This is a genomic window from Acidovorax sp. (genome assembly GCF_046341535.1).
Lineage (GTDB): Bacteria > Pseudomonadota > Gammaproteobacteria > Burkholderiales > Burkholderiaceae_C > Acidovorax.
The window spans coordinates 1-14,234 of sequence record NZ_JBKDRI010000049.1 but is presented as its reverse complement, the minus strand read 5'-3'; the positions used below and the strand labels follow the sequence as shown (position 1 = coordinate 14,234).

The following is a 14,234-nucleotide window of genomic DNA, read 5'->3' as shown; positions in this document are numbered from 1 at the left end:
GACAAGCGGTCAACTGCCGTTTTTATTGAGTCGGCATCAACCAACTTGAATGCGTTGATGCGGTTCGAAGCTCTGCGCAAGGCTTCGACAGGCTCAGCCCGAACGGCTGGTTCAAGTTCAAAGGTGCCGACTCAATAGGTTGCATCGATCAGGAAGTCGCCACTGCGAGGAACGGCGACGCAGCATGGCGGCGATTTCGGCGTCTTGATGGGGCGAATCTCTCACGCGGGACACCAGGGCCTGTTCAGAGCCCATGGGAAGGTGCCCGCGCCCCGCAGGTGCGCCTGCCCTGCGCGCCATGAATGCGCTGCAGGGGCCGCACTGGCATGCCCGCAGGCATGGGGTGGGGCAGGGCTTGTGCGCTATTCGTGGCGGGGTACGCGCTTGTCCAAAAACGCCTGGATGCCCGCGCCTGCGTTGGGGTGGTGCAGGTTTTTCACGAAGTGGTCGCGTTCGTGGTTGAGGTGCTGCGTCAGCGTGGCGTGGGGTGCATCGTTGATCAGTTCCTTGATGCTGGCCAGCGCGTTCGGCGCGCGTGCATTGAGCTGCTGTGCAAGCGTGAGCGCAGCGTCCAGTGCGCCGCCCGCCTCGGCCAGGCGGTTGACCAGACCCAGCGCGTGTAGCCGCTCTGCGCCCAGGCGGTCGCCGCACATCAGTATCTCGGCCGCCATCTGCCGCGATAAGCCATGCACCAGGCTCCAACTGGCGCCGCCATCGGGCGAGAGCGCCACGTTGCTGTAAGCCATCACGAAGACGGCGTTGCGCGCTGCGACGATCATGTCGCACGCCAGTGCCAGCGAAAAGCCCGCCCCCGCTGCAGGGCCCTCAACCGCCGCAATCACGGGCTTGGGGTACGTGCGAATGGTTTCGATCCAGTGGTGCAGGCCTTCGATGCTCTGCGCCTGAACGTCCGGGTGCTGTTGCCGGTTGGCTAGCAGGCGATCCAGGCTGCTACCCGCGCAGAATATTCCGTCGGCGCCCGTGATGATCACGCTGCGGATGTCAGCACTGCGCTCCGCAACGCCCAGGGCTTCGATGCCCGCTGCATACATGACCGGATCGAGTGCGTTGCGGTGCTCCGGGTTGCGAAGGGTGAGGATCATGGTCTGACCCTCGCTGGAGCTTTGAAGTTCTGCGGGCATGGGGGACCTTCGAGTGGGGTGGGAGGCAGCGCGATGCCCAAGGGGCTGTCAGTGTGGGCAAAGGGGCGCGGGTTGCCGCAAGGCTGGTTGTTGATGGTGTCGGATGCCGTGCCCAGGCCATGCTGGTGTGTGCGGTGGTTTGGGGCGTGTCATTCCTCGACATGGGTCAGGCTCAGGCCGATGGCGCCGCGGCGGCGCAGCCAGGGGCTTGGGCGGTACCGTGTGTCGCCATAGACGGTTTGCATGTTGAACAGCACTTCCAGGATGTTGGTGGGGCCCAGGCGGTCGCCCAGGGCCAGCGGCCCCTGTGGATACCCCAGGCCCAGTGTGACGGCCGTTTCAAGGTCGCGTGGGCTGCAGATGCCCTGCTGGCAGATGTCGCTGGCGATGTTGACGATGGTGGCCACGACCCGTTGCGTCACGAAGCCCCCACTGTCGCGGATCACGCTCACGGCCTTGCCATCGCGGGCAAAGAGTGCATGCGCTGCTTGGCGAATGTCGATGCGCGTGGCGGGATTCGTGGCGAGCACACGGCGGCGGGTGGCTGCATCGTCAAACAGCATATCGATGCCGACGGTGCGAGCTGGGTCGAGCCGTTCGACCACGGCCACCGTGGTCACATCAAACCCAAGGGGTGCCACCAGCGTGATGGCCTGCGCCGAAGGAGACTGGCCTGTTTCGATGGTTGCGCCCAGGTGTTTGAGCAGCTGGTACAGCTCGGCCCGCCGCGAAGCACGCGGGGAGACCCACACCGGGGGGATCAGGCCCGCGGTGGGTGTTGGTGGCTCGGCAGGGGTTTGGGCCACGCCATCGACGTAACGGTAAAAGCCTTCGCCCGCCTTTTTGCCGACCAGCCCGCCGGCGAGTCGCTGCGCGGTGATCATGCTGGGGCGAAAACGTGGCTCATCGTAGAACTGTCGGTAGATGGACTCCATCACGGGGTGAGACACATCCAGCCCGGTCAGATCCAGCAGTTCGAAGGGGCCCAGCCTGAAGCCTGCCTGGTCGCGCAGGATGCGGTCCACCGTGGCGAAGTCCGCCACGCCTTCGCTCACAATGCGCAACGCCTCGGTGCCAAAGCCCCGGCCCGCATGGTTGACGATGAAGCCCGGCGTATCCTGTGCCTGAACGGGGGTGTGTCCCAGCTGCTGGGCGTAGCGGGACAGTGCTGTGCAGATGGCCGGATCGGTCTTCAGCCCTGCGATGACCTCGACCACCTTCATCAGCGGCACCGGATTGAAAAAATGAAAGCCCGCCAGTTGCGCCGGTCTGGGCAGCCCAGCGCCGATCGCCGTGACCGACAGTGACGACGTGTTGGTGGCCAGCACCGCATCCTCCCGCAGAACCTGCTGGAGTTGCGTCAGCAAGGCCTGCTTGGCCTCCAGGTGCTCGTCGATGGCTTCCACGACCAGATCGCATTCGGCAAAGTCTGAGATGGCAGCGACGGGATGCAACCGTGCCCCGTACGCGTTCGCCTGGGCTGGCTCAAGCCTGCCTTGGGCCACGAGCCGGCTCCACTGCGCCTCAAGGGCGGCTTTGGCGGCCTGGGGTGCCCCCGGCTTGGTGTCCAGCAGCATGACATCGCTGCCGGCCTGGGCGGCAATTTGAGCGATACCTTGACCCATCACACCCGTGCCGGCGATTCCGATGCGGGGAAACTGAATTTTCATAGCGCGATTATGGCTGTGGCTGTCGCCTCGCGTTGTGTGCCAGAATATACGCTGAGGTAAAAAAATTGTGATCTCTACTAAGTTTTTCTTTGGCGCGAGCCTCTGGATGTTGGCAGCCAGTGCCAGTGCGCTGTCGCTGGGGAGTAGCCGCGGCCAGGTCACGATTGGCGCGCCGCTGGATCTGGCGTTTGAAATCCATCCCGATGCGGGCACGGACGTCGCCGGTTCCTGTGTGACCGCGCAGGTGATTGCTGGCGAGATCGCCTTGAGCAATGCCCGCGTCCGGGTCACCCCCCTCGCTGAGACGCGTGGTGGTGCTCCTGAAGTGCGGGTGCAGACCACGGTGGCGGTGGATGAACCCGTTGTCCGAGTGACCCTTGGGGGCGGTTGCTCCAGCCGGGTCACCCGCACTTACACATTTCTTGCAGAGTTGCCTTCGACGGTGGCGCGTTCGGGCGCGCCGGTGGATGTTGCGCGCTTGGCTCAGGCCGTTGTGCCGGAGACGGTGCCTGTTGCCGAGCCTGGGATGGTTCGCATGCCTGTCGCGCGGGGTCAGGCGCAAGCGGTTGCCTCTGGATCGCAGCTTTCAAGCAGCCGCCCGATCAGCCGGCCCCAACGTGAGGCCAACGCAGCGCCTCCTTCGGTTGTGGCATCGCCGCCCGCACGTTCGATCAAGCCCAAGGCTGTGGCTGAAACCTCGACTGCCAAGGCACCTGCATCGCGCCTGGTGGTCGAGCCATTGGACACTTGGCTGGACAGGCCGGTGATGCTGCGCAGCGCACCCCTGCTGAGCATGACCCCGGACGAGCAGCCGTCGGCGCAGCGCGCTCAGGCGGCCGCACTCTGGAAGGCGCTGAACGCTCAGCCTGGCGATGTTGACGCTGATGCCGAGCGTGCCAAGGCCCGGGAGGGTGATCTCACCGCCGTGAAAGAGCAGGCCGAGCGAGACCGCGCCCTTGCAGTGCAGCTTCAGGAGCAGGTTGCAACGCTCGAAAGCGAACGGTTCAGTCCGACGTTGGTATATGGACTTGCCGGGCTGCTTGCGCTGGCTTTGGCAGCGGTGGGCTGGGCGCTGTTGCGGATGCGTGATGCGTCAGACAGGGCTGTGAAGTCATGGCTTGAATCTGTGGAGCGGGGTTCTCGCGAAGCGGTCCATGGGCGTGAGCCCGCGCTCAGCCCTATTTCTCGCCGGGACGACCTCTGGCCCATTTCGCAAACGCTGCCTTCGCCAGACCTGTTGTCCGGCCCGGACGACCTGGGCCTGGCCAGTGCGCCTGCTCCGCTACAACCTTCGCCAGAAGCGCCAGCGCCAGCCCCTGCAGCGACGAAGCTCATCGTCAACCCAGGAGAGTTGTTCGACATTCAGCAGCAGGCCGAGTTTTTTGTGTCGGTGGGTGAACATCAACAGGCCATTGATGTGCTCAAAAACCACATTGCGGATCATCGCAAGACGTCGCCGCTGGCGTACCTTGATCTGCTGCGGCTGTATCACACACTCAGCCGGGTGGACGAATACTCCCAACTGCGCGCGCAGTTCATGCAGTTTTTCAATGCGCGGGTGCCCGAATTTGCTGCGTTCAACCTTCCTAGCCGATCGCTTGAGCGCTACCTTGATGCGCTCGCTGAGATTGAAGCGCAATGGACTTCTGCGGCTGTTCTTGATCTGTTGATGAGCCACCTTTTCGTAGACCAGGGTCGTGCGGCGGTCGAGCCGTTCGATCTGTCAGCGTTCGACGATTTGCTGCTGTTGTTGGCCATCGCGCAAACGACCCCGCCCAGCGCCCGGGGCGCTCCCGGGCCGCGCGAGCGGACCACACCCTTGCCGCCGCGCGGTGGCACTGCGGTCTTCGACGGCGTTGGGCCGTCCAGCGCCGCAGTCAAGGCCTTCGCCGCAGCAACCGGCGCTACCCAGGATCCGGGGAACGACATCATCGATTTCGAGTTTGAGTCCTTGCCGGGGGGGCTAGGTCTGGACAGCCCCGTTTCCAAGCCTGCCACTCTGGATTCGCTGCCGATGAATCTGGAGCTCCCCGATGCGTCGCTCATCTCGCCTGGTGATCCCCTTGCCACGCCTGAGACTGATCCGGGCTCCGTGCAGGCGCTGGAGTTTGCCATCGACAGCGATCTGGCATTGCTGCGGCTTGAGCTCGAAAAAGGCAGTAAAGACGACTGCAGGTAGCTTGCGTTGAGCATTCCAGATCGCCGCGAGCGCGCTGGGCTGTGCGCGGGCCGTGAGGTGCAGCGCAGGTGATTGAGCAGCGGCCACCGCTTGAGGAAGGCTCTGGCGCGTTGCAATGGCTCAGTGCGGCATCAGGGCTATTAAAGCGGCCGCTTGCGCCTCGGGATCTGCCGCATTCACAAGGGCCCGCACGACCGCAACAGACCCCACGCCGGTGGCCAGCACGTCGCCAAACTGCTCTGCCCCGATGCCGCCAATGGCCACTTGCGGGTAGTGGCGCATCAGGCGCGCATAAAGACCCAGCCGGCCCACGCCTTGCGGCGCAGTGGCCATCTTTTTGAGCGTGGTCGGGAACACCGCCCCCATGGCGATGTAGCTGGGGCCCGCAGCATCGGCACGGACCATTTCAGCGTAGCCATGGGTACTGACGCCCAGCCGGGTTCCGCTGGCGCGCAAGACATCGAGCTGATCGGGGCGCATCGCATCAAGGTCTTCCTGGCCCAGATGCACGCCGTAGGCCCCTGCGTCGATCGCAGCCTGCCAGTGGTCGTTGATGAACAGCAATGCCCCTGTGCCTTGCACCGCGGCCACAGAAGCTGCGATCTCGCGGGCCACTGCGGCGGCGTCGGTGGACTTCAGGCGCAGTTGCACGGTGGGCACACCGGCCCGGGCCATGCGCCCCACCCAGGCGGCATCGGGCAGCACCGCGTACAGGCCGAGTTGCTGCGGGCAGGCGGCAAAGGAGCTACTGCGCGGCACGGGCTGCAGACCAAAGTCGTCGGGCTCTGCGGGCCAGCAGCTGGCGTCAAAGCGGCCGGTTCGCGCCGTCTGCGCCTGCCAGGCGCGTGCCAGGCATTGCGCGTCGCTCGCGATGAAGCCCAGTTGACTGCATCCGTGCAGGGCCGCCATGTAGGCGCTCTCGTGCAGGGTGGGCGTGGGTACCGGCTGGGGTTCGAACCCGGCGAAGGTGGCCGCGTGATGGGCCACGATGGCCTGCGCCATCTCGAACGTGTGGGCCTTATGCATGGCTGTGGTGCCAGAACGGCGTGCCCAGCACGGGCGTGCTGGGTTGTGCCGCGTCCTGGGCGGTCATGGCACCGGCAAGGCGGGCTGCCCGACCGCCATGCACGGCATCGGCAAACGCGCCCGCCATGGCCACCGGGTCCTGCGCCAGCGCAACCGCCGTGTTGAGCAGCACGCCGTCGTAGCCCCACTCCATCACCTGGCAGGCGTGCGATGGCAGGCCCAGTCCGGCATCGATCAGCATGGGTACATCCAGGCGCTCGCGCAGCATCTGCAATGCATAGGGATTGACCGGGCCGCGCCCCGTGCCAATGGGCGCGGCCCAGGGCATGACGGCCTGGCAGCCCACATCCACCAGGCGCTGGCACAGCACCAGGTCTTCGGTGCAGTAGGGCAGCACCTGAAAGCCTTGGCGGATCAGGTGCGCTGCCACATCCACCAGATTCAAGGTGTCGGGCTGCAGGGTGTAGTCGTCACCAATGAGCTCGAGCTTGATCCACGGGGTGTTGAACACCTCGCGCGCCATTTCGGCAGTGGTGATGGCCTCTTGTGCGCTGTGGCAGCCAGCCGTATTGGGCAGCACAGGCACATTGAGTTTGCGCAGCAGCTCCCAGAAGCTGCTGCCGCTTTCAGCCGGGTTGCTGCCCTGGCGGCGCAGCGATGCCGTGACCATGGCAGGCCGGGCGCGCAGCACGGCGGCTTCGAGCACGGCGGGCGACGGATAGCGCGAGGTGCCCAGCAGCAGGCGGCTGGCAAACGTCTGCCCGTAGAGCACCAGCGGGTCTTGAGGCGTTGGAGAGATCATGTATTCACTATTGTTTTGATAGCTGTCAGGGCTTAATGGTCGCGCGTAACCGGTCATTTTTATTCATATTTCTGGCGCAAGCTCAGCCCCCGGTCACGGGCGAGATGATTTCCACATGGTCACCCGGCTGCAGCCTGTCGTCGGCGTAGCGGGTGTTGGGCACAAAGGTGGTGTTGACCGCCACGGCAAAAGGCTGGCGCGCCGCAATGGCGGCAACGGCGTCGGCCACGGTGGCACCGTCGGGCAGTTCGTGCGGGGTCTGGTTGATGAGGATGTTCATGCAATGGCGGCGCTGGCGGCGGGTGCGCTGGCGGGGGCCAGATCCAGCGCCAGGTCAAAGCGTTGCGACAGGGGCGATTGTCCGGTGTTCAGCACTTCCAGGGTCACATCCAGCATCGCCGGGGCAATCATGAAGCCGTGGCGATACAGGCCGTTGATCTCGAGCACGCGCGGGCGGGCTTGGCGGATGGCGGGCAGGTTGTTGGGCAGCGTGGGGCGGCATTGTGTGGACAGCTCCAGCATGCGGCCCTCGGCAAAGCCGGGATGCACGGCATAGGCGGCAGACAGCAGCTCCAGCGTTGAGCGCACGCTGGCTGGCGTGCGGTCGTCCGACTCGATCTCGGTAGCGCCGATCACGAACAGGTGGTCTGGTTTGGGCGCGATGTAGATGGGGTAGCGCGGGTGCACCAGCCGCGTGGGGCGCTGCAGCGTCACATCGGGCGCATGGATGCGGGCCACTTCGCCGCGCACGCCCCGCAGTGCGCTCCACTGGCCCTTGGCACCCAGGCCCCGGCAGTCCAGCACCCAGTCGGGCTGGCCGGGTTGGCCGGGCTCAAAGGCATCGGGCGACGCGGGCGCGTGCCAGTGGGTGAGCACGCCCAGCCGCTGCATCTCGGCGGTCAGCGCCGCCAGTAGCTGGCGGTTGTCGAGCTGGCCCTCGCCCGGCAGAAAAAGCCCTTGCGAAAACCGGTGGGCCAGCGCGGGCTCGGCCTGCGCGAGCGCCGCGCTGTCGAGCCTTTGCAGGGCGGGCAGTTCGGGCACGGTGTGCTGGTTGGCCTCCAGCTGGCGCGTCAGGCGCTGGGCCTCGGCAGCGTCCTGGCGGTGCCACACGATCAGCGTGCCCGCCTGCTGAAAAAACACCGGCTCAGCCAAAGGTGCCAGCAGTTGAGGCCAGCGCGTGAGCGCATGGTGCCCCATGCGCACCACGCCGGGCTCGGTGATGGCCGATTCGGCCAAAGGGGCCAGCATGGCGGCGGCCACCCGCGCGGCAGATTGCCCGGCATCGGGGCCGCCCGCTTCGTGGATGGCGATGCGGTGACCCTGCCGGGCAAGCTCCACCGCAAGGAGCCGCCCCATGAGGCCAGCGCCCAGGATGGCGAAGGAGGAGGGTGGCAGTGGCATAGGTCCGTCGATGGTGTCCGTGCGCGGGCTGGGGCTGCGAGCGTGGACAAAACGGAGTGCACCGCGATGGAAACTCCCCACGCCAGCATGACCTGGATCGGGTAGCGGGGCGCGTAGCCCCAGGGTATTTCTCAGCCGCCGCCAGCGCTTTGCGCGGTCACGGCACCCCTGTTTCGTCCGGAGCGCTGATTACAGCATATCCCCCGTGCTCCGGGTCTGCCCTGGCGCATAGGCCATAATTTTTGCCATGAATTCCCCCACGCCTTTGCCCTCCCCGCTGCGCCGCTATGCGCGCGTGCTTTCGATTGCCGGCTCTGACAGCGGGGGCGGCGCGGGCATCCAGGCCGACCTTAAAACCTTCAGTGCGCTGGGCTGCTATGGCATGACGGCCATCACCGCCGTCACCGCACAAAACACCTGCGGCGTAACCGGCATCCACGGCATCCCGCCCGAGTTGCTCAAGGCACAAATCGACGCGGTGGTGCAGGACATTGGCGTGGATGCCGTCAAGATCGGCATGCTGCATTCGCCTGAGGTGGTGCGCGTGGTGGCAGACGCCATCGGCCGCCACCAGCTACCCCATGTGGTGCTGGACCCCGTGATGGTGGCCACCAGCGGCGACAAGCTGATTGCCGACGAGACCGTGGGCGTGCTCGTGCGCGAGCTGTTTCCGTTGGCGGAGGTCATCACGCCCAATCTGGATGAAGCGGGCTGGTTGCTGGGCCGCAGCATCGACCATGCCGACCGCTTGCCCGAAGCCGCCCAAGCCCTGCTGGGCCTGGGCGCTCGCGCGGCCTTGCTCAAGGGCGGCCACCTGCCGGGGGATTGGGTGGTGGACTTGCTGGCGGTGCAGGGCAGTGGCACGCAGCGCCTGGAGTCGGCGCGCATTGCCACGCACAACGGTCACGGCACGGGCTGCACGCTGTCGTCCGCGATTGCTGCCTTCCTGGCCCTGGGCGAGCCCCTGCCGCTGGCGGTGCAGCAGGCACGCGCCTACATTCTGGGCGCGATTGCGGCTGGGGCCGATGTGACCACCGGTCGCGGTCACGGCCCGCTCAACCACGGCTACGCGCCTATGGCGCAGCGCGTGGTGTTGTGTGCCTGAGTTTGAAGCTTTTTAGCCGACCGACGCGCAGCCACAGGGCATTTGTTGCAATTTAATTGATAGCAAATGACTGCCTTGCCATCGCGTCAGGCAGCGCGGGGGCGGGTTGCGTAGGCCAGCGCAAAGCTCAACGCCAGCGCAGGCAGGGCCGAGCCCGCACCTGGCAGCACCTTGGGGGCCAGGTGGTACACCGCAATGCCCGCCAGCCAGATGGCAACCGGCACCACATTCACCTTGCGCGCAGCCGCCAGCAGGGCCGGGGCATCAGTGCCAAAGGCCAGTCGCCCCAAAATCACGCCAAACAGCGGCACAAACACCGAGCTGAGCAGCAGCAAAAACGGCTCCAGGCTGTGCATGGGCAACACCAGCGCCAGGGCGGTGCACACTGCGGCCACCAGCAGGCCCCAGGCGCGCACGCCAAAGCGAGGCAGCAGGCTGTGGGCCGACACTGCGCCCGAATACGTGTCGCCATAGGCGTTGTCCACCTCGTCGATGAGGATCAGCGACAGCGCAATCAGACCGCCCTGGGCCAGCAGCAGCGCTTGCACCAGATCCTTGCTGGGCAAGGTCAGCGCCACCAGCACGCCCAGGCTGTAGCACCACATATTGGCCAACGCATAACCCAGCCAGGTGCCACGGAATGCAGAGCCACCGTTCTTGCCGTGGCGCGCGTAGTCGGCCACCAGCGGCAGCCACGAAATCGGCATGGCAATCACCAAGTCCAGCGCAGGCAGCACACCCATGCCGCCTGCACCCTGGCGCGTCCACAGTGCTTCCAAACCCTGTGCCTGCGCCAGCGACAAAAACTGCCACGACAGCCACAGCAGCGACAGCACCACCAGCGGCAGGGCCACCCGCGCAATCACCTTGCGCACCAGCTGCACCATCGAACCACTGATCAGCAGCATCACCACGCCGCCCCACAGCAGCGTGGCCAGCACGGGCCAGTGCGCGCCCGCCATCGCGCCAGACTGCTGGCCAATGGCCACCGTGGCGTCGCGCATCACCACCAGCTCGAACGTGCCCCAGCCCACCAGTTGCACGATGTTCAGGATGATGGGCAAGCTGGCAAAGGTGCGGCCGTACACCGCATGCATCAGCCCGGCGCTGGCCAGGCCGCTGTCGCAGCCCAGCTTGGCCACCCAGCCCAGCAGGCCCGCGCCCACGATGGAGCCGGCCACAATGGCAATCAACGCCTCTTTGGTGCCCAGCGCGGGCATCAGGTACGCGCCCACCTGCATCACCAGCAGGCCCACGCCCAGGCTGAACCAGAGCGAGGCGTGGTCATGCCACTGGAAGACACGGCGGTCGGAGGAAATGGGGGCCAGCGCTTCGTTGGTGGCGTGCGTGGCAGGCGATGAGGACATGGAGTGGCTCCGTCAACAGGTACAGAGCAGGGGGCCGTCCGCCGGTGCGACCCGACGTCTTCAGGGTCGTGCCATGGCGGACTTGCTTCCCTGCGCGAGGATGATCTCAAGCCTGCAAAGTAAAACGATGCGGGCAACAGGTTCGAAGGGTTTGATCTCAGCCCTGCAACGGATTGACTGCAGGACACCCCCAGCGATGAGGTCGAATTCTAGTGAATCAGCGCAGACCCAGGCCAACAAGCTGTTTTGCAAGTGGCGCAGATCGGCTGGTGCGGAGGGCGATTGGCGCGTGGCGGGGAGAATGTCTTCAACGGGCTTCCATGCCGATCAGGCAGGGCGGCAGCGCTGCGATGAACTCAGGCAGCTTGGTGCGCGGGACGTTGGGGCGCACCAGCGCGGGTTTGCCTGTGGCACGGGGGGCAGCAAGCGAGGCAGGAGGGGCAGGAAACTGCCCTGTTAGCGCACTACGATTCCAAACAGGTCGAAATTGCGGCAAACTTTGCGCATGGACGCAAAGACTCTGACCATCCTGGTGTGTGGCTCGCGAAGTAGTGCGGGAGCTTGCGCGACACAAGTTTTTTTACAACCTCGTTAGGGTTTTTCAGCGAGTTGCCATGGCACAGCTAACAAACGAGCAGATTACATTCTTGAAATCGCAGGGCATCTCCCCTGCTCAGCTCTTTGACGCCAGCCATACAAAGGGCAAAGCAGATCGCGAAGCTCAGATGGATGTCCTTGAACTGTCACTCTACTTTGGAGGCGCTGCATGCGCTAGGGGCGGCCACACTCTAAGAACGAAGGCCGGTCATTGCATCCAGTGCGACACATCGAAAATTGCCTATCAACTTAGGCATTCAGCCGCAGGCTACGTATATCTTGCTTACTCACAAAGCAAGAAACTCTCAAAAGTTGGCTTCACGAAAAGTCACCCCAAAGATCGAGCGGACTTTCTTCGCAAAGAACAGTACGCAAACGCATCCGATTGGAGCATCAAAAAAATGGCCAAGTTCGCAAAGGATGCTGGCAGAATAGAATTTGCCATCCACTCACACTTAGAGCGCTACTTGAAGCCAGTCACATACGAAAAATATAAAGACCAGATGGTCGAATGCAAGGAGGTATTCTCTTGCGATTTGGATGTTGCAATCAAAGCCTTCGATCTTCTAACCAAACAGTGATTGAAGCCGGCAGTCGTCGCACGTACAAGTCACAAAACGAAAGCTCCATGGGTACCCCTACCTTTTGCGCATCTGCCACCAGCCTAGCTGGGCCTCACGGACCTTGCGCGCAAAGCCGGGCAAGGCCGGTGAACTCCCCGTTATGCATCATTTTACAGCCGAGTCGAAACGAAAGGTATCTATGCGCTCCATTACAGTTTTGCTGCTATCAGCTTTTATCGCGGGATGTGCTACGCCGGTAAGTCATACGAACATTCCTCTTTCCAATTATGACAAAGACACCAAATACGGGCTCGAAGATCGAGTAGATGGATTTGGAATTACCATTTATTACTCCCGTTATCAGTTCATTCCAGAAAGCGATGCCGTTGCAACTGCATGCAAATCGGCCCTAACTTCCATCGCATGGGAAGTTGCTGAGAAGAAGGGGAGGCAAATTGAACCCATCAATGAACAGCGTCTAAGAATATCTATGGGGCGCAATGGATTATCTGGTATTACTTCATGCCAAGCATTCGCAGTTGCAAAGTGGAAGCAATGACCGAACAAGAAATCTCTCTGCTAGCGGCAAAAATTGTTGGGGATACCAAATTCTGGATCGCCCTAGTTGGGGTTGTTGGAGTCGTCGCAGGATCGCTATTAAATCTTGTTGGTTCTTTTGCGCTTGAATGGTTTAAGAGAAAGTTCCAGCGAGATATGGATTGCGCGCGACGGAAAATCTTGCTTCAAATGCTGAATGACGAGGCGTTTCAATGGCGAAATCTATCAACATTAGCTGCCGTAATTGGCTGTGATGAAGAGCAAACTAAAAATCATCTAATTGCCATAGGGGCACGCGGTTCAGAAAAGAATGATGGCAAGTGGGGATTGATCACTAGATATCCACTGTCCGAGATTGAGCGAGCAAATGCATAACCTTCCGCTCCAGTGGGACGCGGGACGTTGGGGCGAACCAGCGCGGGTTTGCCTGTGGAATCCTCACCATGAACCGCAAAGACGTTCTTGGCTAGATCGATGCCGATGGTGATAATGGCGGTCAGCGACTCCCCCTTCCACAACACGATTGAGTTGATGAGAAATCGCACTTTCCATCGTGGCACTTTGATGCAGTTCGTCGCAACTGCGCGGATCGCTCGGGACGGGGAAGTCGCTTTCATTCGTTAGCGAGGCTTCTCTTACATGCTGCTCCGACTACGCAAAATCCGGCGAAGACTTGAAGAGGCCTACCAAGACATTCGCATCAACTACACGTATGCCAATGCCGGTGTACAACTTCGAAGGGCTACCGACAACGAGCGGCGGTTGACCATTGGAGTTCGCGACTTCATAGAAGCGGGCTGTTCTATTGAGTTCGATGCACAGCATGAGTCTTGGATCACGCGGATATTTCCTGATGGAGTTTTCGAGGTGAAATATTCGTATTGCTACGAGGATCCAAGCAGTCTTGCCAGGTTTCTGATGACAACACGGGTCGAGATCGCCAAAGACTCTTCGCTCGCCCTGGAGCTATTTCAAGAAGGCGTCGCTTCATGGGAGGCTGGAGTAGCTACTGTCGGAGCCCGCTTTGTATTCAAGGGCAACTTGCAGAACTGGAGCGATAGCGCCTACTGCGCGCTAACTCTCGCAGAACCAAATGAAACTGTCGTCGGTTGCGTCATGGCCTTTCAAAAGGAACGCCTGGTCTATTCGATCACGCTACGAGGGTTGTTCTTCGAGAACGTGGAGGAGGTCGAATGCATCGTGTATCCGTATTTGGAGCAGGCACTCGCTCTGGCGCGCGAAGAAGCCTCTTGAGAAACACCAGATAACTGCTTGATTTTCATGGTGTTTTCACGCGGAATTTTCGGAGGGCACGAGCTGCAAAACCATGGCTTTGGCCTTCGCTAAGTTGAGTCCATGCCTATTGCATTCCGCCTCTTGCATATTGCTGCCGCCGCTTTGTTTGGAGGGTTGATTTCGTCCGTGATCGCTGGGTTTGGCCGCTTGGTCGATCCTTCCGAGTACGCAGCAATGCGACCCACTCACTGGTTCATGCTCATCATGTTTTTCGGGGCGCCGTTATGGGTTCCAGCCGCCATACCGTCTAGGTTTCCGCGTTTGCTGCATGCCGCAAGGCTTGGTGGCGCTGCGCTGCTGCTGTTCCCCACGTTCATGGCTGCTACCGTCATTCCGCACAATTTTCTCTTCGGTGCTGCCGTTACGTTGTCGTGCGCGGCTTTTCTCTCTACAAGGACTTCCCCACTTTTGTCAAACATCATCCTGCCGTGGTGAATCGCTCAGCGATTGACCACGGAAATTGATTCCGGTTTTCCTCTGATGTCTTCGGTGCGGCGAGTCGCTGCGATCAAGCAAAAGGGTGTGGAT

Annotated in this window: 14 protein-coding genes and 1 riboswitch; of the genes, 7 read left to right on the top strand and 7 right to left on the bottom strand. The window is 62.5% G+C overall.

The window, feature by feature from the left end:
- Positions 1-362: 362 nt before the first annotated feature.
- Both ACK543_RS03295 and ACK543_RS03290 read right to left on the bottom strand, forming a co-directional pair.
- Positions 363-1,142, bottom strand: coding sequence for an oxepin-CoA hydrolase, alternative type (locus ACK543_RS03295; RefSeq protein ID WP_409941433.1), 780 nt, complete (start codon positions 1,140-1,142; stop codon positions 363-365).
- A gap of 149 nt (positions 1,143-1,291) precedes the next feature.
- Complete coding sequence (locus tag ACK543_RS03290) at positions 1,292-2,812, bottom strand: 3-hydroxyacyl-CoA dehydrogenase (protein ID WP_409941432.1); 1,521 nt, start codon at positions 2,810-2,812, stop codon at positions 1,292-1,294.
- Between the two features lie 106 nt (positions 2,813-2,918).
- Here ACK543_RS03290 and ACK543_RS03285 point away from each other — a divergent pair, with 106 nt between their 5' ends.
- Positions 2,919-4,991 (top strand): FimV family protein, encoded by a 2,073-nt coding sequence (locus ACK543_RS03285; RefSeq protein WP_409941431.1) that lies wholly within the window; start codon positions 2,919-2,921, stop codon positions 4,989-4,991.
- 120 nt (positions 4,992-5,111) lie between these two features.
- Here ACK543_RS03285 and ACK543_RS03280 read toward each other — a convergent pair whose 3' ends face one another.
- The 4 genes from ACK543_RS03280 to ACK543_RS03265 form a co-directional block, all read right to left on the bottom strand.
- Positions 5,112-6,017 carry a thiamine phosphate synthase gene (locus ACK543_RS03280; protein WP_409941430.1) on the bottom strand — a complete coding sequence of 302 codons (906 nt, stop codon included), beginning with the start codon at positions 6,015-6,017 and terminating at the stop codon, positions 5,112-5,114.
- A complete protein-coding gene (locus ACK543_RS03275; protein ID WP_409941429.1) occupies positions 6,010-6,819 on the bottom strand; it encodes a thiazole synthase in 810 nt (269 codons plus the stop codon). Before ACK543_RS03275 ends, ACK543_RS03280 begins: the two co-directional genes overlap by 8 nt.
- An 82-nt stretch (positions 6,820-6,901) precedes the next feature.
- Complete coding sequence (gene thiS / locus ACK543_RS03270) at positions 6,902-7,099, bottom strand: sulfur carrier protein ThiS (protein WP_409941428.1); 198 nt, start codon at positions 7,097-7,099, stop codon at positions 6,902-6,904.
- Entirely contained in the window at positions 7,096-8,220 is a 1,125-nt protein-coding gene (locus tag ACK543_RS03265; RefSeq protein ID WP_409941427.1) for an FAD-dependent oxidoreductase, read from the bottom strand. Before ACK543_RS03265 ends, thiS begins: the two co-directional genes overlap by 4 nt.
- Before the next feature lie 57 nt (positions 8,221-8,277).
- Positions 8,278-8,400, bottom strand: a riboswitch (TPP riboswitch).
- Between the two features lie 67 nt (positions 8,401-8,467).
- Here ACK543_RS03265 and thiD point away from each other — a divergent pair.
- Positions 8,468-9,325: a bifunctional hydroxymethylpyrimidine kinase/phosphomethylpyrimidine kinase gene (gene thiD / locus ACK543_RS03260; RefSeq protein ID WP_409941426.1), complete on the top strand. Its 858-nt coding sequence runs from the start codon at positions 8,468-8,470 to the stop codon at positions 9,323-9,325.
- 86 nt (positions 9,326-9,411) lie between these two features.
- Here the strand turns inward: thiD and ACK543_RS03255 are convergent, their stop codons facing one another.
- The gene (locus tag ACK543_RS03255) at positions 9,412-10,692 is read right to left on the bottom strand and encodes a purine-cytosine permease family protein (RefSeq protein ID WP_409941425.1); all 1,281 of its coding nucleotides are present in this window, start codon (positions 10,690-10,692) and stop codon (positions 9,412-9,414) included.
- A gap of 614 nt (positions 10,693-11,306) precedes the next feature.
- Between ACK543_RS03255 and ACK543_RS03250 the strand changes: the two genes are divergently transcribed.
- The 5 genes from ACK543_RS03250 (at position 11,307) to ACK543_RS03230 (ending at position 14,141) form a co-directional block, all read left to right on the top strand.
- Positions 11,307-11,870, top strand: coding sequence for a GIY-YIG nuclease family protein (locus ACK543_RS03250; RefSeq protein WP_409941424.1), 564 nt, complete (start codon positions 11,307-11,309; stop codon positions 11,868-11,870).
- A gap of 181 nt (positions 11,871-12,051) precedes the next feature.
- The gene (locus ACK543_RS03245) at positions 12,052-12,411 is read left to right on the top strand and encodes a hypothetical protein (protein WP_409941423.1); all 360 of its coding nucleotides are present in this window, start codon (positions 12,052-12,054) and stop codon (positions 12,409-12,411) included.
- Positions 12,408-12,785, top strand: a complete 378-nt coding sequence (locus ACK543_RS03240; protein ID WP_409941434.1) for a hypothetical protein — start codon at positions 12,408-12,410, stop codon at positions 12,783-12,785. The genes ACK543_RS03245 and ACK543_RS03240 overlap by 4 nt, the downstream gene beginning before the upstream one ends.
- Positions 12,786-13,049: 264 nt before the next feature.
- Positions 13,050-13,664: a hypothetical protein gene (locus tag ACK543_RS03235; RefSeq protein ID WP_409941422.1), complete on the top strand. Its 615-nt coding sequence runs from the start codon at positions 13,050-13,052 to the stop codon at positions 13,662-13,664.
- A gap of 102 nt (positions 13,665-13,766) precedes the next feature.
- Complete coding sequence (locus ACK543_RS03230; protein ID WP_409941421.1) at positions 13,767-14,141, top strand: hypothetical protein; 375 nt, start codon at positions 13,767-13,769, stop codon at positions 14,139-14,141.
- Positions 14,142-14,234: the final 93 nt, after the last annotated feature.